The sequence below is a fragment of the Lentzea sp. NBRC 105346 genome, assembly GCF_030269605.1.
In the GTDB taxonomy this organism is placed as follows: domain Bacteria; phylum Actinomycetota; class Actinomycetes; order Mycobacteriales; family Pseudonocardiaceae; genus Lentzea.
Genome location: NZ_BSTQ01000001.1, coordinates 23,502 through 44,340, shown reverse-complemented (window position 1 = coordinate 44,340; position 20,839 = coordinate 23,502). Strand labels below are relative to the sequence as shown.

Annotated in this window: 5 protein-coding genes (1 of these 5 running past the window's edge); 4 read left to right on the top strand and 1 reads right to left on the bottom strand. The window is 70.0% G+C overall.

Features of this window, described 5'->3' with window-relative positions; genetic code table 11:
- Nucleotides 1–47: 47 nt before the first annotated feature.
- The 3 genes from QSK35_RS00120 (at nucleotide 48) to QSK35_RS00110 (ending at nucleotide 2,856) form a co-directional block, all read left to right on the top strand.
- Nucleotides 48–473 carry a RidA family protein gene (locus QSK35_RS00120; RefSeq protein WP_285741090.1) on the top strand — a complete coding sequence of 142 codons (426 nt, stop codon included), beginning with the start codon at nucleotides 48–50 and terminating at the stop codon, nucleotides 471–473.
- 7 nt (nucleotides 474–480) lie between these two features.
- The gene (locus QSK35_RS00115) at nucleotides 481–1,323 is read left to right on the top strand and encodes a PaaX family transcriptional regulator (protein WP_285741089.1); all 843 of its coding nucleotides are present in this window, start codon (nucleotides 481–483) and stop codon (nucleotides 1,321–1,323) included.
- Nucleotides 1,324–1,395: 72 nt separating this feature from the next.
- Nucleotides 1,396–2,856: a pyridoxal phosphate-dependent decarboxylase family protein gene (locus QSK35_RS00110; RefSeq protein WP_285741088.1), complete on the top strand. Its 1,461-nt coding sequence runs from the start codon at nucleotides 1,396–1,398 to the stop codon at nucleotides 2,854–2,856.
- A 1-nt stretch (nucleotide 2,857) separates the two neighbouring features.
- On the opposite strand, the gene QSK35_RS00105 is transcribed toward QSK35_RS00110, so the two are convergent.
- Nucleotides 2,858–3,862 carry a MupA/Atu3671 family FMN-dependent luciferase-like monooxygenase gene (locus QSK35_RS00105; protein ID WP_285741087.1) on the bottom strand — a complete coding sequence of 335 codons (1,005 nt, stop codon included), beginning with the start codon at nucleotides 3,860–3,862 and terminating at the stop codon, nucleotides 2,858–2,860.
- An 86-nt stretch (nucleotides 3,863–3,948) separates the two neighbouring features.
- Between QSK35_RS00105 and QSK35_RS00100 the strand changes: the two genes are divergently transcribed.
- Nucleotides 3,949–20,839 carry the 5' portion of a non-ribosomal peptide synthase/polyketide synthase gene (locus tag QSK35_RS00100; RefSeq protein ID WP_352242934.1) on the top strand. Its footprint extends 8,699 nt past the window's final position, so only the first 16,891 of its 25,590 coding nucleotides appear in the window; it begins with the start codon at nucleotides 3,949–3,951; its stop codon lies beyond the right edge, outside the window.

The following is a 20,839-nucleotide window of genomic DNA, read 5'->3' as shown; positions in this document are numbered from 1 at the left end:
GCTCCATATATCGCATTCTTCACCGCCGTCAGATATTGTCAATACGCATGAAGCCTGTAGCGGTGAACCCGGCGAGCCTCCCCGCGCCGAGCGGCTATTCGCACGGAACGCTCGTGGGCAACACGCTCCACCTGGGCGGACAGACCGCCCTCGACGCTCAGATGAAGATCGTTCCGGGCGGCATCGTCGAGCAGTTCCGCCAGGCGTTCGGCAACGTGCTGACCACGTTGCGCGAGGCGGGCGGTGAGCCGGAAGACCTGGTCAGCATCACGATCTACCTCACCGACATCCCCGACTACCAGGCCCACGGCAAGGAGATCGGCAAGGTGTGGCGCGAGCTCGCCGGCCCCGTCTACCCGGCCATGGCAGGCATCGGCTGCACCGCGCTGTGGCAACCGGAGGCAATGATCGAGATCCTCGGGGTCGCCGTGATCCCGGAGCATCGGCTGATCGTGCCCGGGAATATGGAATAGTGCTTCCGTGATCTCCGAAATGCAGGCGCCAGATCCGGCGGCTGCGGCCGGGCGCGACCGGCTCGGCCCGCTCATCGTCACGATCTTCGGCCTCTACGCGCGCGGCGAGGACAACTGGCTCTCCGTGGCGTCCGTAGTGCAGCTCATGGCGGAGCTCGGCGTGGAAGCCCAGGCCGTGCGGTCCTCGATCTCCCGCCTGAAGCGCCGTGGCGTGGTCCGCAGCGACCGCCGCGAGGGCGCCGCGGGTTACGCCCTCGCTGAAGCGACCCTGGAGATGCTCGCCGAGGGCGACGCCCGGATCTTCGAGCGCAGGCGGGCGACCGTCGAGGACGGGTGGCTCGTGGTCGTGTTCTCCGTGCCCGAGTCCGAACGCGAGAAGCGCCACGCGCTCCGCACCAGCCTGACCCAGCTCGGCTTCGGCACCGCGACGCCCGGCGTGTGGGTCGCACCGGGCAACCTGGCGACGGAGACCCGGCGAACCCTGGAGCGCCGCGGACTGTCCGAGTACGTCGACATCTTCACCGGCCACCACTTCGCTTTCGGTGACCTGCGGTCGAAAGTGCGCGCGTGGTGGGACCTCGACGAGCTGGCCGACCTGTACGCGGACTTCCTGCGCCGCCACCGTCCCGAACTCGACGTCGGCGACATCACCCCGGAGCAGGCCTTCCAGCTGTACGTGCCGATGCTGACCCAGTGGCGACGCCTGCCCTACAGCGATCCCGGGCTCCCCTTGTCGCTACTTCCGCCGGGTTGGAACGGGGTAACCGCCGAGGCTTTGTTCGAGGAGCTGAACACCACGCTGAGCGCACCGGCCCGCGAGCACGCCCTGGCCGTGATCCACAAACTGTGATCATCCGGACTTTGTGAGCCTCGCGACGTTCAGAACCATTTGGTCTCAATAGGACGACCTACTGTTGATCATGTGTTCACAACGCACTCGCCCGACAACTCACCGCTGACACTCGAGCCGGACAGCTTCCGCGACGAGCTCGTCAGGGCGGCACACTGGGCAGCCGACTACCTGCAGGCTCTGCCCGGCACTCCGGTCACGACTCCGATGCCCGACGACCACCGGCGGGCCTTGTCCGCTCCGGCGTTGCCGGACGACGGAAGGCCGGTGCCGGAATTCCTCGACTTCGTGGCCTCCGAGGTTGCTCCGTATCCCGGTGGCAACGGACATCCGGCGTTCTTCGCGTGGATCACGACGCCGCCCGCGCCGGCCGGCATCATCGCCCATCTGCTCGGAGCGACGTTGAACGCCAGCTGCGGCTACGGCGAGAACGCGTTGGTGGAGTTGGAACGTGGCGCGGTTCGCGCCCTCGCCGAGCTGGCCGGACTGCCCGCGGCCACCGGTGGGGTACTGACCAGTGGCGGGTCCATGGCGAACCTGCTGTGCCTGGCGGCTGCCCGCAGCTGGTTCCTGCGGATCCGGGGGGCCGTGGACGGTGCGGCTTACGACGAGGCCCATGCCCGTCTGGTGTGCTACCAGTCCACCGAGACGCACATGAGCGTGAGCAAGTCCGCCCGGACGATCGGACTGCCGGCGTCCCGGATCCGGGCTGTGCCAACGACTTCCGATCAGCGGATGGACGTCGCGGCATTGCGCGCCGCCGTCGAAGCCGACCTGGCGGCCGGACTTCTGCCGTTCTGCGTCGTCTCCAGCCTCGGCACCACCAGCACGGGCGCGATCGATCCGATCGCGGAGATCACCGCGGTGTGCCGTGAGTTCGGCATGTGGCACCACGGCGACGGCGCCTACGGAGGCCTCGGCGCCACGCATCCCGCCCTGGCTCCGCACTACGAGGGAATCGCCGAGCTCGACTCGCTCACCATCGATCCACACAAGACACTCAACACCCCGATCGCCTGTGGTGCCGCGTTGGTCACGAAGCCGGCGCGGTTGCGCGAGACGTTCACCGTCGAAGCGTCCTACCTCGAAGGCAACGAAGAGTGGCCGTGGCTCTCGGACTACACCGTCGAGCTGACCCGGCCCGGTGACCGCGCGCTGGCCGTGCACGCGGTGCTGCACCAGCTCGGCAAGCGGGGAGTGACCGCCCTGATCGACGGCTACCTCACCCACACCGAGCATCTGCGCCGCCTCGTTGACGAGATCCCCGAGCTCGAACTCGTCGCCGCGGGACCGTGGTCGATCACCTGCCTGAGGTACCGGCCGGCCGGGTACGACGGTGACGTCGAGGACCTCAACGCACGCATCGCCCAGGAGATCCAGCGGCGCGGCGCCGCCTTCGTGGCGACCGTCCGGGTGCAAGGCGAGCTCACCCTGCGGGTGTCGATCTGCGGCCACCGCACCACGAAGGCCGACATCGAAACCCTCGTCGCCGAGATCCTCGAGGCCGGTCGCTCGGTGGCAGCAACGAGGTAGGTCAGCCGCGCCAGCGCCGCCTCAGTTCGTCGAGGCGGCCCAGGCCGTCCAGCACGAGCTTCGCGTCGAGCCCGAAGTCGATCAGGCAGGCGACCTCGTCGACCCCCGCCGCGGCGACCCGGTCGAGCACCTCGAGGTTCTCCTCGACCGTGCCGAGCAGGCTGCTGTCCGCGTAGAAGCGTTCGAACGCCTGCTCCACCACCCATTCCAGGTCGGATTCCTCGGGCGCGTCCTCGGATTTGAGGAAGAGCTCGATCGGGCCGCGCAGGTACTCCGTCATCGGCCCGCGCACCAACGACTTCACCTCGCTGCCGTCGGCACCGAGGTAGGCGTGCAGCATCAACGTCACGTGGCCTGGATTGTCCGCGGGCAGAGCGTCGCGGTAGGCCGCGACGCGGGACGCGAGGACGTCCAGGTCCTGGCCGACCAAGTGGGTCAGCACACCCGCGCCCAGTTCGCCCGCCGCGAGGAACGTCTCGGTCGTGCCGCCCGTGGTCAGCCAGATCGGCAGCTCGGCCTGCACCGGCGCCGGATAGACTCGCACGGGGACCTCGTCGCCAGAGCCGTTGGGCAGGAAGACCTCCTTGCCCTGCCACAGGTTTCGGACGGACTTGACCGTGTCGGTCAGCACTTTCTTGCGGTGCGCGTAGTTCGCCGGGTTCAGCGCGAAGTCGTCGACGTTCCAGCCGGACGCGAACGCGACGCCGACGCGGCCGCCCGAGAGGTTGTCCACTACGGACCACTCCTCCGCGATGCGCAGCGGGTGGTGCAGCGGCGCCACGACGCTGCCCGCGCGGATCGCGACGCGCTCGGTGACGGCGGCGAGCGCGGCGCTGGTCACGGACGGGTTCGGGTACAGGCCGCCGAAGGGGTGGAAATGCCGTTCCGGGGTCCACACCGCGGTGAATCCGTGCGTGTCCGCGAATCTGGCACCGTCGAGCAACAGCCGGTAGGGGTCGCGTTCGCCGGTGCTGTCGTGCGCGAAGTAGAAAAGGCTGAAGTCCACCGACCCGATGATGAACGGTCCCGCTGGACACGTCCAGAATCATCTCATTAGGCTAGTCTTGATTGGTTTTACGCCTGGTTGGCGGTATGTGCGGGAAAGGCGATTACCAAGGATCTGAAACCATGTTTTCTCGCTGGGGGACTCTGCTCGAACTCTTCGACGCACAGGTGGCACGAACTCCCGGTGCGACCGCATTGGTCTTTCAGGACATTGAAATGTCCTTCGGGGACCTGCTCGAAAAGTCGAACCGGCTGGCGCACTGGCTGCTCGCCCGCGGCGCCCGTCCCGAGCGTGTGGTGGCGCTGGCGTTGCCGCGCACCGCCGACCTCGTCGTGGCGATCATCGCGGTCCTCAAGACCGGCGCCGCGTACCTGCCGATCGACGCCGGCGACCCACCCGTCCGCCGCGCGCAGTTGATCGACGACGTCCGGCCAGTGCTCACCCTCGACGCACTACCTTTTCTCGCCAACGAGCCTTTGACCAGTCCGGATGTGGGTATCGACCCGGCCAACCCCGCCTACGTCATCCACACGTCCGGCTCGACCGGGCACCCCAAAGGTGTGGTGGTCGAGCACCGCAGCGTCGTCAACCTCTTCCACCACCACACGGCCGTGGCGGGACGGCTCAAGGTCGCGGGCACGGCGGCGTTCACGTTCGACATGGCGTGGGAAGGCCTGCTGCTGATGTTCGCGGGCCACGAGCTGCACCTCGTGGACGACGGCACGCGGCGTGATCCGGACAAACTCGCCGATTACATCGAGCGGCACGGCATCGACCTGGCCACTCTCACGCCATCACTGGCGCAGCAGCTGCCCGTCCGACCGCGAACCGTTCGTTTCGGCGGCGAATACCTGACGGCTGGGCTCGGTGAATCGAAAGACTACAATTCGTACGGTCCGACCGAAACTACGGTATACGTCGTCGACACTCCGGTCGACGGATCGGTATTGGGCGTTCCGATCGGCAACACCGAAGCGCACGTTCTCGATGACGAATTGAAACGGGTGCCGCCGGGAACCGTCGGCGATCTGTACATCGCGGGTGCGGCACTTGCTCGCGGCTATCACAGCCGTCCTGATCTCACCGCGGAGAAATTCGTCGCGAACCCGTTCGGTGACGGTCGCATGTACCGCACGGGCGACCTCGCGCGGTGGAACGACCGCGGGCGACTGGAGTTCGCCGGGCGGGCCGACGACCAGCTCAAGATCCGCGGGCTGCGGATCGAACCCGGCGAGATCGAGGCCGTACTCGCTTCGCACCCGGCGGTCGCGCAGGCCGCGGTCACGGCACGCGATGATCGGCTCGTCGCGTACGTCGTGCCGTCGGCGCTCGGTGACCACGTCGACCAGTGGCAGCAGCTGTTCGACTCCGTCTACGCCGATGGCGACAACCCGTTCGCCGGCTGGAACAACAGCTACGACGGCCGGCCGATCCCGCTCGACGAGATGCGGCAGTGGCGCGACGACACGGTCGCGCGCATTCGCGCGTTGCGGCCGCGCAGGATCCTGGAGATCGGTGTCGGCACGGGGCTGCTGCTCGACGAGCTCGCCGCGGACTGCGAGACCTACTGGGGCACCGACCTCTCCCCCGTCGCCATCGCCAAACTGCGCTCGCACGACAAGGTCGTGCTGCGCACCCAGCCCGCCGACGACATCACCGGGCTGCCGCGCGGGTTCTTCGACGTCGTCGTGCTCAACTCCGTCGTGCAGTGCTTCCCGCACGCGGACTACCTGCGCGACGTCATCTCGAAGGCCGCGCAGCTGCTCACGGCGACCGGCGCGATCTTCCTCGGCGACATCCGCGACCTGCGGCTGCTGCGCGACTTCCACGCGGACATGTTGTCGCGCAAGGGCATCACCAGTCCGGTGGAGATCGACCGGGCGGCCGGCGGGGAGACCGAGCTGCTCGTCGATCCCGAGTTCTTCCGGCGCCTCGGCCGCGCCGAGGTTCTCGTGAAAGGCACGGGTTACGACAACGAGCTGAGCCGCTACCGCTACGACGTCGTTCTCCGGCCGGGCTCCCAAACCGGCGACACCTCCGGGCTCACGAACACTCCGGCCGTCGCGCTCGACACGGCCGCGCTGGATCGGTGGCTGCGGGACCGCCTGCCGAGCCACCTCGTGCCGTCGATGATCCGCACGATCGACGCGATGCCGTTGAACGCCAACGGCAAGCTCGACCGCAAGGCGCTGCCGGACCCGGAGATCACCTCGTCCGGCACGGCCCCGCGCACGCCACAGGAGGAGCTGCTGTGCGGGCTCTTCGCGGACGTCCTCGGGCACGCCGAGGTCGGCGCGGACGACAGCTTCTTCGCACTCGGCGGGCACTCGCTGCTGGCCACCCGGCTGATCAGCCGCGTGCGGCAGGCGTTCGGCGTCGAGCTGACGATCCGAACGGTGTTCGACGCGCCGACTCCCGCCGGTCTCGCCGCGCACCTGCCCGGCGCCGCGCCCAGCCGCTCGCCGCTACGTCGCGCCGAACGGCCTCCGCAGATCCCGGTGTCGGCCGCCCAACGACGGATGCTCTTCCTCAACCGCATCGAGGGCGACGCCTACCACATCCCGGTGCGAGTCCGGCTCGACGGCGACGTCGACCGCGACGCGCTGCTCGAGGCGATCAACGACGTGGTCGCGCGCCACGAGTCACTGCGCACGATCTTCCCCGGCGATCACCAGGTCGTGCTGCCCGAGGCGCGGGTGGCGTTCACCGACTCGCCGCTGCGCCCCTTCGATCTCACCACCGAGCTGCCGATCCGAACGGCGTTCGACAATGCCGGACTGCTCCTGGTTCTACACCACGTCGCCGGCGACGGTTGGTCGGTCGCACCGCTCGCACGCGACCTCTCCACGGCCTACGCGGCACGCCTCGCCGGCCGGGCGCCTGCCTGGTCCGAGCTGCCGGTCCAGTACGCGGACTACACGCTGTGGCAACGCGAACTCGACCTGACCGGCCAGGAGGTGTACTGGACGGACCGGCTCGCCGGGTTGCCCGAGGAGCTCGACCTCCCGCACGACCGGCCGCGTCCCGCCACGGATGGTCATCGGGGCGGCGTGCTCGAGTTCCGGCTCGGCGCCGGCATCGCGGGGCTCGCGCGGCGTGAGCAGGTCAGCGAGTTCATGGTCGTGCACGCGGCGCTCGCCGTGCTGCTCACGAAACTCGGCGCGGGCACGGACATCCCGATCGGCACCGCCGTCGCCGGCCGCACCGACGAGGCCCTGGGCGACCTCGTCGGGTGTTTCCTCAACACCTTGGTGCTGCGCACGGACACCGGCGGCGACCCGGAGTTCCGCGAGCTGCTGCACCGCGTCCGGCACACCGACCTCGCCGCGTTCGCGCACTCCGACCTGCCGTTCGACCGGCTCGTCGAGCTGCTCAACCCGGCCCGCGCGCGGGCCCGGCACCCGCTGTTCCAGGTCATGCTGGTGCGGCAGGACAATCTGACGCCGACGTTCGATCTGCCCGGTGTGCGCGCGAGCAGCTCGCTGGAGCGGCCGCCGCTGGCCAAGTTCGACCTCACGTTCGGCCTCGCGGGCGACCGGATCGTGCTCGAGTACTCGGCGGACCTGTTCGACCCGGCCACGGTCGAGGCCATCGCCGGCCGCCTCGTGCGGATTCTTGAGACGGTGTGCGAGCAGCCGGGGCTGCGGCTCAGTGAGATCGACGTGCTCACGCCCGAGGAACACCGTTCTCTCGCGGCATGGAACGACACCGCGCACCCGGTGCCGGACCGGACCCTGCACCGGCTCGTCGAGGAACAGGTCGCCCGCACGCCGGACGCCACGGCCGTCGTATTGGGCGATACCGAGCTGTCCTATGTGGACCTCAATGCCAGAGCGGACCGTGTCGCGGCGTGGCTTGTTGAACAGGGCGCCGGGCCGGAACAGGTCGTCGCGGTCGCCCTGCCCCGGTCGATCGAGCTGGTCGTGGCGCTGCTCGCGGTGCTCAAGTCCGGCGCCGCCTACCTGCCGATCGACCCCGACCTGCCCGACGGCCGCATCGCCCTCATGCTCGAGGACGCCCGGCCCCTCCTGGTTCTCCGAGAGCTGCACGAGACTTCAGTCGGTAAGCGGCCCGAACCGAAACCGCAGCACCCGGCCTACGTGATCTACACGTCCGGGTCGACCGGGCGGCCCAAGGGTGTGAGCGTGCCGCACGCGGGCATCGTGAACCGGCTGGCGTGGATGCAGGCTCGGTTCGGGCTCGCCGCCGACGACCGCGTGCTGCAGAAGACGCCCGCCGGGTTCGACGTGTCGGTGTGGGAGTTCTTCTGGCCGCTGATCTCCGGCGCCACGCTGGTCGTCGCGCCGCCCGGCGCGCACCGGGATCCCGCGGTCCTCGCGAAGCTGCTGGAGGACCAGCGGATCACGACCGTCCACTTCGTACCGTCGATGTTGCGTGAGTTCCTCGCCGAGCCCGACATGCCCACACATCTCCGGCGGGTGATCTCCAGTGGCGAGGCCCTGACCGAGCCGCTGCGGCAGCGGTTCCGCGAGGTGCTGGACGTCCCCCTGGTCAACCTTTACGGCCCGACCGAGGCTTCGGTCGACGTCACCTGCTCCGAGTCGGCGGCCATCGGCCGGCCGATCTGGAACACCGGGACCCACGTCCTGGACGCCGCGCTGCGGCCGGTGCCGCCGGGCGTCACGGGTGAGCTGTACCTGACGGGTGTTCAGCTGGCCCGCGGATACCTGAACCAGCCGGGACTCACCGCGTCCCGGTTCGTCGCGTCACCGCACGGCCGGATGTACCGGACCGGCGACCTGGCCCGGTGGGATTCGACTGGAGTGCTGCACTTCTGTGGCCGCGCCGACGACCAGGTCAAGATCCGCGGTCACCGAGTCGAGCTGGGCGAGATCGAATCCGTGCTGGCGCGGTTCACCGAACAGGCGGCCGTGATCGTCCGGGACGAACGACTCATCGCCTACGTCGTCGGCGACACCACGGGTCTTCGTGAGCGACTCGCCGAGGTGCTGCCGGACCACATGATTCCGGTGTTCGTCATTGTCGAACGGCTGCCGACAACACCGAACGGCAAGCTCGACCGCGCGGCTTTGCCGACGCTGAAAACCTTTACGGTCGAACGACCACGCTCCGGGCGGGAAGTCGTGCTGGCCACGCTGTTCAGCGAGCTCCTCGGGGTGGAAGCGGGTACGGGCGACAGCTTCTTCGACCTCGGCGGCCACTCGCTGCTGGCGGCCAGGCTGGTCAACCGCGTCAAGTCGGTGCTCGGTGCGGAGCTCACCGTCGCGGACGTGTTCGAGGCACCGACGGTCGCCGGGCTCGCCACCCGCCTCACCCGCGGCACCACGCCGATGCGCCGCAGGGAACGGCCCGAGCGCGTGCCGATGTCGTTCGCGCAGCAGCGGTTGTGGTTCCTGAACCGCGTGCACGACACCGGCTACACGATGCCGGTCGAGATCCACCTGCCGCACGACCCGAGCATCGTCGAGGCCGCGCTGAACGACGTGGTGGCGCGGCACGAGTCGCTGCGCACGATCTACCCGGACTCCGAGCACCAGGTCGTGCTGCCGGAGGCACGGGTGACGTTCACCGACGACCCGCTGCGGCCGTTCGACCTCACAACCGACCTGCCGATCCGTGCGTCGTTCGACAATGGCGAACTGACGCTGGTCCTGCACCACATCGCGGCCGACGGCTGGTCCCTCGGGCCCCTGACGCACGACCTCGAGACGGCCTGCGCGGCCCGGCGCGAAGGCCGGGCGCCCGACTGGCCGGAGCTGCCCGTCCAGTACGCCGACCACGCGATCGCCCAGCGGGAGTCCACTCCGGACACCGCGTTCTGGGCGGAACGGCTCGCCGGACTGCCGGAAGAGATCTCCCTACCGCGTGACCACGCCCGCACGCCCTCGCACCGCGGCGGCACCGTGGAGTTCGAGATCCCCGGCCTCACGGCGTTCGCCCGCGAACATCAGGTGACGGTGTTCATGGTGCTGCACGCGGCGCTGGCGGCCCTGCTCACGCGGCTCGGTGCGGGCACCGACGTCCCGATCGGCACAGTGACCGCCGGCCGCACCGACGAGGCGTTCGACAATGTCGTCGGCTGTTTCGTCAACCCGCTCGTGCTGCGCACGGACACCAGTGGCGATCCGGCGTTCCGGGAACTGCTCGACCGGGTCCGGGCCACGGACCTCGCCGCGTACGCGCACCAGGACGTGCCGTTCGAGCAGGTCGTCGAGGTGGTCAACCCGGCGAGGTCGCTGACGCGGCACCCGCTGTTCCAGGTGATGCTGGCGCTGCAGCCGACCCGGATGACCACGGTCGACACCGGCACAACGCCGTTCGACCTCTCGTTCAGCATCACGGACACGCACGCGCGGCTCGACTACCGGGCCGACCTCTTCGATCGTCGAACGGCGTTCGACATCGCCGAACGGTTCACCACCCTGCTCACCGCGCTGACCGAGAATCCCGACCTGCGCATCGGCGAGGTCGACCTGATCACGCCGGCCGAACACGAGGCCCTGGCGCGCTGGAACGACACCGCACGACCGGTGCCGGCCCGGACGCTGCCAGACCTGTGGGCCGCGCAGGTCGCGCGGACGCCGCACGTCACCGCGCTGGTGTTCGAGGACACCGAGTTCTCCTACGCCGGGCTCGACGAGCGGGCGAACCGGTTGGCGCACCAGCTGATCGCGCGGGGCGCTGGACCGGAGCGGATCGTCGCGCTGGCGTTGCCCCGCTCGGCCGACCTCGTGATCGCGATCCTCGCGGTGCTCAAGTCCGGCGCCGCGTACGTGCCGATCGACCCGTCGCACCCGGCCGAACGCGTCGAGACGCTGTTGCGCGACACCGCACCCGTGCTGGTGCTCACCGAGATCGGCGAACTCGACGACTATCCCGACACGTCACCGGGTGTCGAGATCGATCCCGCGCACGCGGCGTACGTGATCCACACGTCTGGCTCCACCGGCACGCCGAAGGGCGTCGTCGTGGAGCACCGCAACGTGGTCAACCTGTTCCACCACCACACCGCGTCCGGCGAGCTGCTGCGGGTGGCGGGCACTGCGGCGTTCACGTTCGACATGTCGTGGGAAGGCCTGCTGCTGATGTTCGCCGGCCACGAGCTGCACCTCGTGGCCGAGGAGACCCGTCAGGACCCCGACGCGCTCGCCGACTACATCGACGAACACGACATCGACCTGATCACGGCGACACCCGGCTACGTCCGGCAGCTCACGCGGCGGCCGCGGCTGGTGCGGGTCGGCGGCGAGTTCCTGCACGAGGACCTCGCGACCGAGCTCCCCGACGGGAGCCGCAACTCCTACGGCCCCACCGAGACCACGGTCTACGCGGTCGACACGCCCGTCGACGGGTCGGCGCTCGGCCGGCCGGTCGCAAACATGCGGGCGCACGTGTTGGACGCGCGGCTGCGGCCCGTGCCGCCGGGTGTCACCGGTGAGCTGTACCTGTCCGGCGCCCAGGTATCCCGCGGCTACCACGGCAAACCGGGCCTGACGGCGGAACGCTTCGTCGCCGCGCCGCACGGCCGGATGTACCGGACCGGCGACCTGGCCCGGTGGAACACCAAGGGACAGCTGGAGTTCGCCGGCCGCACCGACGACCAGATCAAGATCCGCGGCGTGCGCATCGAGCCCGGCGAGATCGAGGCGGCGCTGCTGAAGCACGTGTCCGAGGCCGCCGTCGTGGCCCGCGGCAACAGCCTCGTCGCGTACGTCGTCGGCGACCCCACGGGCCTGCGCGACAAGCTCGCGCTCCCCGACTATCTCCTCCCGTCGGCGTTCGTCAGTGTCGAACGGCTGCCGTTGACGTCGAACGGGAAGCTCGACCGGGGCCGACTCCCCGCCCCGGCGACGAGCCGGGCGCCGCGATCGCCACGGGAAGAACTGCTGTGCGGCCTGTTCTCCGAGGTGCTGGGCGTGCCCGCCGGCATCGACGACGACTTCTTCGCGCTAGGCGGCCACTCGCTGCTCGCGACGCGGCTGATCAACCGCATCCGAACGGTGTTCGACGCCGAGCTGACCGTACGCGACCTGTTCGACGCGCCGACGGTCGCGGGCATCGCCGATCGACTCACCACCAGCACCACGCCGCGGTTGCGCCGCGCCGAACGCCCGGAGCGGGTGCCACTGTCGTTCGCACAGCAGCGACTGCTGTTCCTGCACCGGCTGGAGGGTCCGGCCGCGACCTACAACATGCCGATCAAGCTGCGGCTCGACACCGTCGACCGGCCGGCGCTCCAGGCGGCGCTGAACGACGTGCTCGCGCGACACGAGGCATTGCGCACGATCTACCCCGGCAACCATCAGGTCGTCATCGAGGCCGATCTGTCCATCGTGGACACCGACGATCTCGACGCGGCCGCACGCCAGGGGTTCGATCTGAGCACCGAGCTGTCGGTGCGCGCGTGGCTGTGCGGTGACGTGCTGTTGCTGGTGTTGCACCACATCGCGGCCGACGGCTGGTCGATGGCGCCGCTGATCCGCGACTTCGAGCAGGCGTACGCGGCCCGGCGCGCGCGGACCGCCCCGGCGTGGGCACCGCTGCCCGTGCAGTACGCGGACTACGCGCTGTGGCAGCAGGATCTCGACCTCGCTTCGCAGGCCGTCTACTGGATGGCGCAGCTCGCCGGACTGCCCGAGGAGCTGTCGCTCCCCCGCGACCGGCCACGTCCGGCCGAGACGGACTACGCGGGCGGGACCGTCGAGTTCCAGTTCGGCGCCGACGTCGCCGGCTTGGCGCGCGAGTGTGGCGTCAGCGCGTTCATGGTGCTGCACGCGGCGCTCGCGATGCTGCTGACGCGGCTCGGGGCGGGCACGGACGTCCCGATCGGCACCGCGATCGCCGGCCGCACCGACGACGCGCTCGACGACCTCGTCGGCTGCTTCCTCAACACCCTCGTCCTGCGCACCGACACGTCGGGCGACCCCACCTTCCGCGAGCTGCTCGACCGCGTGCGAACCACGGACCTCGCCGCCTACGCACACCAGGACCTGCCGTTCGAACGGCTCGTCGAGCTGCTCAACCCCGAGCGGTCGCTGTCGCGGCACCCGCTGTTCCAGGTCATGCTGCTGCTGCAGAACCAGGAGTCGGCGGACTTCGAGTTCCACGACCCCGGCGTCGCGAAGTTCGACCTGTCGTTCAGCATCACCGGCAGCCACGGCATGCTGAACTACCGGGCCGACCTGTTCGACCGCCGAACGGCGTTCGACATTGCCGAACGCTTCGTCCGATTGCTCGACAATGTCGTCGCGCATCCCGATCGGCGGATCGGCGACGTGCTCTTCGAGGCCGAACGCGTGCGGCTGGCCGAGTGGAACGACACCGCGCGCCCGGTGCCGGACGTGCCGCTGTCCCGGTTGTTCGAGGAGCAGGCGGAACGCTCGCCGGACGCGATCGCTCTGGTGTGGCGGGACGAGCGGCTCACCTATGCGGAGCTGAACTCTCGCGCCGACCGGCTCGCGGAGCGTTTGGCGGCGCAGGGTGCGCGGCCTGAGCGGATCGTCGCGCTGCGGATGCCGCGGTCGGCCGAACTGGTCGTCGCGATGCTCGCGGTGCTCAAGTGCGGCGCGGCCTATCTGCCGATCGATCCGGATCTGCCGGCCGAGCGGATCGCACTGATGCTGAACGACGCCGAGCCTCTCCTGGTTCTTCGTGAGGGCAATGAGGTCGAAGGTGGAGAGGAGGGCCAGGCCGGGGTCGAGGAAAGCGATCTTCACGGCAGCCAGCCGGCGTACGTGATCTACACCTCCGGGTCCACTGGCCGCCCCAAGGGCGTGACCGTGCCGATGGACGCGCTGGTCACGTTCGTGTGCACGATGCGCGATCGCCTAAGCCTCACCGCCGCGGACCGGTTCCTCGCCGTCACGACCGTGTCGTTCGACATCGCCGCGCTCGAGATCTTCGTGCCACTCGTCAGCGGCGCGACCGTGGTACTCGGCGACGCCGAGACCGCGCCGGACCTGCTACCGAACACGACGATCATGCAGGCCACGCCGTCCCTGTGGCAGACGCTGGACCCCCGCGGCATCAGGATCCTCGTCGGCGGCGAAGCCCTGCCCGAACCGCTCGCCGCCAAACTGGCCGAACACAACAGCGTCACGAACCTGTACGGCCCGACCGAGGTGACCATCTGGGCCACGGCGGCCGAGGTCACCGGACGCCCGACGATCGGCCGTCCACTGTGGAACGTCCGGGCGCACGTTCTGGACGCCGGGCTGCGGCCCGTGCCGCCGGGCGTCACGGGTGAGCTGTACCTGTCCGGTCCCCAGCTGGCACGCGGCTACCACAACAAACCCGGCCTCACCGCGGAACGGTTCGTCGCCTGCCCGAGCGGGCGAATGTATCGGACGGGCGACCTCGCGAAGTGGTCGCGCGACGGCGAGCTGGAGTTCCTCGGCCGCGTCGACGACCAGGTCAAGGTGCGCGGGTTCCGCATCGAACCGGGTGAGATCGAGTCGGTGCTCGGGCAGCACCCGGCCGTGACCCGCGCGGCGGTCGTCGTGCGGGACGACCAGCTCGTCGCGTACATCGCGCCCGAGCCGCGCACCAAGGTCGACGTCGGCGCCGTCCGCGAGCAGCTCGCCACGACGCTGCCCGAGTACATGGTGCCCGCGGCGTTCGTCGTTCTCGACGAGCTGCCGCTGACGCCGAACGGCAAGCTGAATCGCAAGTCGTTGCCCGCACCCGATTTCTCGGCGCCCACGCCGGGTCTGCCGAGCACGCCGCAGGAGGAGGTCCTCGCGGGGCTGTTCGCCGACGTGCTGGGCGTGCCCGCGGTCGGCGTGCACGACAGCTTCTTCGCGCTCGGCGGCGACAGCATCATGAGCCTGCAGTTGCTCGGCCGCGCGCGCCGGGCCGGGCTGGTGCTCACCGCACGCGAGGTGTTCCAGCACAAGACGGTCGCCGCGCTCGCGGTGGTCGCCAAACCCGTGACCACGGCCAAGAAGCAGGATCCGGGTACCGGGATCGTCCCGCTCACGCCGATCATGCACTGGTTCCGGGGGCTCGGCGGCGGCGACTTCCACCAGTCCGTCACGGTCCCGGACCACCCCGCGTTCGAGGACGCGTTGCAGAAGCTGCTCGACCACCACGACGTGCTGCGGATGCAGCTGGAACCGGGGTGGCGGCTGCGGATCCGCGACCGCGGCAGTGTGACAGCAGCCGAGTGCCTGACCGCCGAACAACTGTCGCCTCGCGACGGGATCATGCTGCGGGCGGTGCGGGCCGAGGGCAAGGTCACGCTGTTCATCCACCACCTCGCCGTGGACGGCGTTTCGTGGCGCATCCTGTTGCAGGACCTGGACAACGCGCTGCACGGGCGGCCGCTCGACCCGGTGGGCACGTCGTTCCGGTCGTGGGCGCAGCAGCTCAACGCCGAGGACCGCAGCGCGGAACTCCCACTGTGGACCGACATTCTCAGCACGCCGGATCCGTTGCTCGGCCGTCGTCCGCTCGCCCCGGCGACCGACACCGAGGCCACCTCGCGGTTCCTCACGGTGACGCTGTCGCCCGAACACACGGAACCGCTGCTGACCACGGTGCCCGCCGCGTTCCACGCCGGTGTCGACGACGTGCTGCTCACCGGGCTCGCGCTCGCGTTCGGCCGGCCGCTGCTGGTCGACCTCGAGCACCACGGCCGCGAGGGGCAAGACCTCGACCGCACGGTCGGCTGGTTCACCACCATCCACCCGGTCCGGCTGGACGCCGGATCCGCCGACGCGGCGACGGCCCTCAAACACATCAAGGAACAGCTGCGCGCGATCCCGGACCACGGCCTCGGCTACGGCATCCTGCGGTACCTCAGGAACGCGCCGCTGCGAACCACGCCGCAGATCGGGTTCAACTACCTCGGCAAGATCGAGGGGCTCGGCGGCGGCGCCGCGGGCGGCATGGCGATGGCGCACGCGTTGGAGATCAACGCCAGCACGGTCGACGGGCGGCTGGTCATGCACTGGACGTGGCCGGAGGCGTTGTTCGCCGAGGACGAGGTTCGCGCGTTCGCCGAGCAGTGGGCTCGTAAGCTGCGGCAACTCGCCGGGCTGACGAGCGGCGGCCTCACTCCGTCCGACGTGCTCGCGGACGTGTCACAGCAGGAGATCGAGGCGATCGAGGCCGTCCGGCCCGTCACCGACATCTGGCCGCTCTCGCCGTTGCAGGAAGGCCTGCTGTTCCACACGCAGCTCGACGACGGCCCCGACCCGTATGTCCGGCAGATCACCATCGAGCTGCCTGACGACACGGATCTAGTCGCGTTGCGGCTGCGGGTTGCCGAGGTGTTGCGGCGGCATCCCGGGCTGCGCGCGGGGTTCTGGCAGTTCGACCGGCCGGTGCAGTTCGTCGGGGACGTCGAGTTGCCGTGGGAGGAAGTGGACGTTCGGGACGTCGAGGCCTTCCTGGCGGCCGACCGGGCGCGGCCGTTCGACCCGGCGAGCCCGCCGCTGCTGCGGTTCACGCTGGTCAACCGGCGGCTGCTGGTGCTCACCAACCACCACCTCGTGCTGGACGGCTGGTCGACGCCGATGCTCGTCGCGGAGCTGTTCGCGCAAGAACTGAAACCCGCCACGTCCTATCGCGAGTACCTCGCGTGGCTCCAGCGCCAGGAGCCGACGGTCGAAGTCTGGCGGCACGCACTGTCCGATGTGGAGCCGACGCTGCTCGCCGGTCCGCGCGACCGCACGACAGTGGTGCCCGACGAGTACGCGGTCGCGCTGACCGAGGACCTGACCGAGCGGCTCACCGCGTTGGCGCGCAAGCATGATCTGACGTTGAACACGCTGGTCCAGGGCGCGTGGGCGACCCTGCTCGGCCGGCTCACCGACCGCGAGGACGTGGTGTTCGGCGGGACGGTCGCGACGCGGCCGCCGGAGGTCGCGGGCATCGACACCGTCCTCGGCCTGCTGATCAACACGCTGCCGGTGCGGGTGCGGCTCGACCTGCCGCCACTGGAGATGCTGCGGCGGCTGCAGGACGAGCAGTCGGCGATGCCGCAACACGTGAGCCTCGCGGAGGTCCAGCGGACGCCGTTGTTCGACACGCTGCTGGTGTTCGAGAACTTCCCGGAATCCCCCGCGGGGCAACGCATCAGCGCGGTGGCCGGGCAGAACACCACGCACTACCCGCTCGCGCTGGGCGTGACGCCGGGCCGGCGGCTGCACCTGCGGTTCAGCCACCACCCGGACGTCTTCGACCGTCGAACGGTGTTCGACATCGCCGAACGGCTCGTCCTCGTCTTCGACGCGATCGCCGACCTGCGCGAGCCTGACGTCGTCACCGTCGACGAACGCCGTGCGCTGGCCGCGTGGAACGACACCGCGCACCCGGTTCCGGCCGCGACGCTGCCCGAGCTGTTCCGCGTGCACGACGAGACCGCGCTGGTGTGCGAGGACGTCAAGCTGACCGCGGCCGAGCTGGACGTCAGGTCGAACCGCCTGGCGCACTGGCTGATCGCGCGCGGCGCCGCGCCCGAGCGGATCGTCGCGGTGCGCCTGCCGCGCTCAGCGGATTTCGTCGTGGCGATCCTCGCGGTGCTCAAGACCGGCGCCGCGTACCTGCCGCTCGACCCCGACCACCCGGCCGAACGCACGGCGTTGCTGCTCGACGACACGCGGCCGGTGTTCGTGCTCGACGAGTTGCCGGTCCTGGACGGCCCGGACTTCGCGCCTCCGGTGGAGATCGACCCGGCGAACGCCGCGTACGTGATCTACACGTCCGGCTCGACCGGCCGGCCGAAGGGCGTCCTGGTCGAGCACCGCAACATGGTGAACCTGTTCCACCACCACACGGACGTGTCCGGACGACTGCGCGTGGCGAGCACGGCGGCGTTCACGTTCGACATGTCGTGGGAAGGTCTGCTGCTGCTGTTCGCGGGCCACGAGCTGCACCTCGTCGGCGACACCCAGGACCTCGGCGACGCCGACCTGCTCTGCGCGACGCCGTCGCACGTGCGGCAGCTGACCCGGTTGCCGCGGATCGTGCGGGTCGGCGGCGAGCTGCTGCACCCCGACCTGGCGGACCGGCTGCCGGAGGGCAGCGTCAACTCCTACGGCCCGACCGAGACCACGGTCTACACGGTCGACACGCCGGTCAACGGGTCCGCGCTCGGGCGGCCGATCCCGAACACGCGGGTGTTCGTGCTCGATCGCCGGCTGCGGGCCGTGCCTCCGGGGGTCGTCGGCGAGGTCTATCTGGCGGGCGCGCAGCTCGCGCGCGGCTACTTCGGGAAGCCGGGTTTGACGGCGGAACGCTTCGTCGCCAACCCGTTCGGGCCGGGTCGCCTGTACCGCACGGGCGATCGCGCGCGGTGGAACGCCGACGGGCAGTTGGAGTTCGCCGGACGGGCGGACGACCAGGTCAAGATCCGCGGTGTCCGGATCGAGCCGGCCGAGATCGAGGCCGCGTTGCTGCGGCACGTGTCGCAGGCCGCGGTCATCGCCCGAAACGACCAACTCGTGGCTTACGTGACGTCCGCAAGTACCACCAACGCGGCCGAGTTGCGCGCGCGGTTGGCCGAACAGCTGCCCGGCTACCTGCTGCCCTCGGTCATCGTGGAACTCGACGCGCTTCCGTTGACCAGCAGCGGCAAGGTCGACCGGGCCGCGCTGCCGGACCCGTCCGCTACCGCCTCCAGGGCTGCATCGAGCCCGCGTGAGGAACTGCTCTGCGGGTTGTTCGGCGACATCCTGAACGCGCCGGTCGCGCCCGACGACGACTTCTTCGCGCTCGGCGGGCATTCGCTGCTGGCCACGAGGCTCGTGAACCGCGTCCGAACGGTGTTCGGCGCCGAGCTGTCCGTGCGGGACCTGTTCGACGCGCCGACTCCGGCCGCATTGCTGTCCCGCCTCGACCGGGCCGGCGCCTCCCGGCCGGCGGTGCGTCCGATCGAGCGGCCCGCACGCATCCCGATGTCGTTCGCGCAGCAGCGGTTGTGGTTCCTGAACGGGCTGGACGGCTCGGCGTACCACATGCCGATCGCCGTGCGGCTGTCCGGCGAACTGGACGGCGCCGCGCTCCAAGCCGCGCTTGCGGATGTCGTGGCGCGGCACGAGTCGCTGCGCACGGTCTTCGCGGACGGCGAGCAGATCGTCGTGTCCGCGTCACCCGTACTGTCCTTTGTGGACGATCTGGACGTGCGGCGGCCGTTCGACCTGACCACTGACCTGCCGATCCGAGCGGAACTGTGCGGTGACGTGTTCCTGCTGGTGCTGCACCACATCGCGGCCGACGGGTGGTCGGCGGCACCGCTGATCCGCGACCTGTCCGAGGCCTACGCCGCCCGGCTCGCGGGCACCGTGCCCGTGTGGGAGCCACTGCCGGTCCAGTACGCGGACTACGCGCTGTGGCAACGGGAACTGGACCTCACCGAGCAGGAGAACTACTGGACCGGGCAGCTCGCCGACCTGCCCGAGGAGCTGGAGCTGCCACGGGACCGACCGCGTCCGGCGGTCGCGAGCCACCGGGGCGGCACGGTCGAGTTCGAGCTGCCCCAGGGCATCGGCGAGCTGGCGCGGTCCACGCAGACCAGCGTGTTCATGGTCCTGCAGGCGGCGCTCGCGACGCTGCTCACCGGCCTCGGGGCGGGCACGGACATCCCGATCGGCACCGCGATCGCCGGCCGCACCGACGAGGCGCTGCACGACCTGGTCGGATGCTTCCTCAACACGCTCGTCCTGCGCACCGACACGTCCGGCGACCCTGCGTTCCGCGAGCTGCTGGACCGTGTGCGCGCCACGGACCTCGCCGCGTACGCGCACCAGGACCTGCCGTTCGAACGGCTCGTCGACCTCATCAACCCCGAGCGGTCGCTGTCGCGGCACCCGCTGTTCCAGGTGATGCTGGTGCTGCAGAACGCGGACAGCGCCACCTTCGACCTGCCTGGGCTGACCGTCGAACCGGAACTGCTCGACCTCGGCGTGGCCAAGTTCGACCTGTCGTTCAGCGTCTCCGGTGAGCGCGGGATGCTGGAGTACAGCCTCGACCTCTTCGACCGTCGAACGGCGTTCGACATCGCCGAACGGTTCGTCCGGGTGCTGCGCCAGGTCGTGGCCGATCCGTCGGTCCGCCTCGGCGACATCGACCTCCTCGCCCCGGCCGAACGGGACGCGTTGGCGCGGTGGAACGACACTGCCCAGCCCCTGCGGCAGGAAGTGCTGCGGTTCGAGGTGCACGACCGGCCCGCGCTGGTGTTCGAGGGCACCACGCTCACCGGTGCCGAACTGGACGCGCGGGCGAACCGGCTCGCGCACCACCTGATCGAGCGGGGCGCCGGATCCGAGCGCGTGGTGGCTCTGGAACTGCCGCGCAGCGCCGACTACGTGGTCGCGATCCTCGCCGTGCTCAAGTCCGGCGCCGCGTTCCTCCCGCTCGACCCGGACCACCCGGCCGAACGCATCGCGTACCTGCTCGACGACACGCGGCCGGTCCTCGTACTCGACGCGTTGCCCGACACCAGCGGATATCCCGGCACGGCACCGAACGTGCGGATCGACCCGCGCAGCGCGGCGTACGTGATGTACACGTCCGGGTCGACGGGCCGGCCGAAGGGCGTGCTCGTCGAACACCGCAACATCGCCAACCTGTTCCAGCACCACACCGCGGTCGAGGAACGGCTGCGGGTCGCGTGCACGGCGGCGTTCACGTTCGACATGGTGTGGGAGTCGCTGCTGCTGCTCTTCGCCGGGCACGAGCTGCACCTGATCGACGAAGCGACCCGCCGCGATCCCGCGGCGCTCGCCGGCTACCTGCGCGAGCACGACATCGACCTGCTGTCCGCCACCCCGTCGTACGCGCGGCAGCTGCAGCACCACCCGCGGATCCTGCGACTCGGCGGCGAGCTCCTGCAGCAGGACCTCCAGGGCTACAACTCCTACGGGCCAACGGAAACGACCGTCTACGCGGTGGACACGCCGGTCGACGGATCGGTCCTCGGACGCCCGGTCCCGAACATGCGGGCGTACGTGCTGGACGATCGGCTCCGCGAGGTGCCGCCCGGTGTCACGG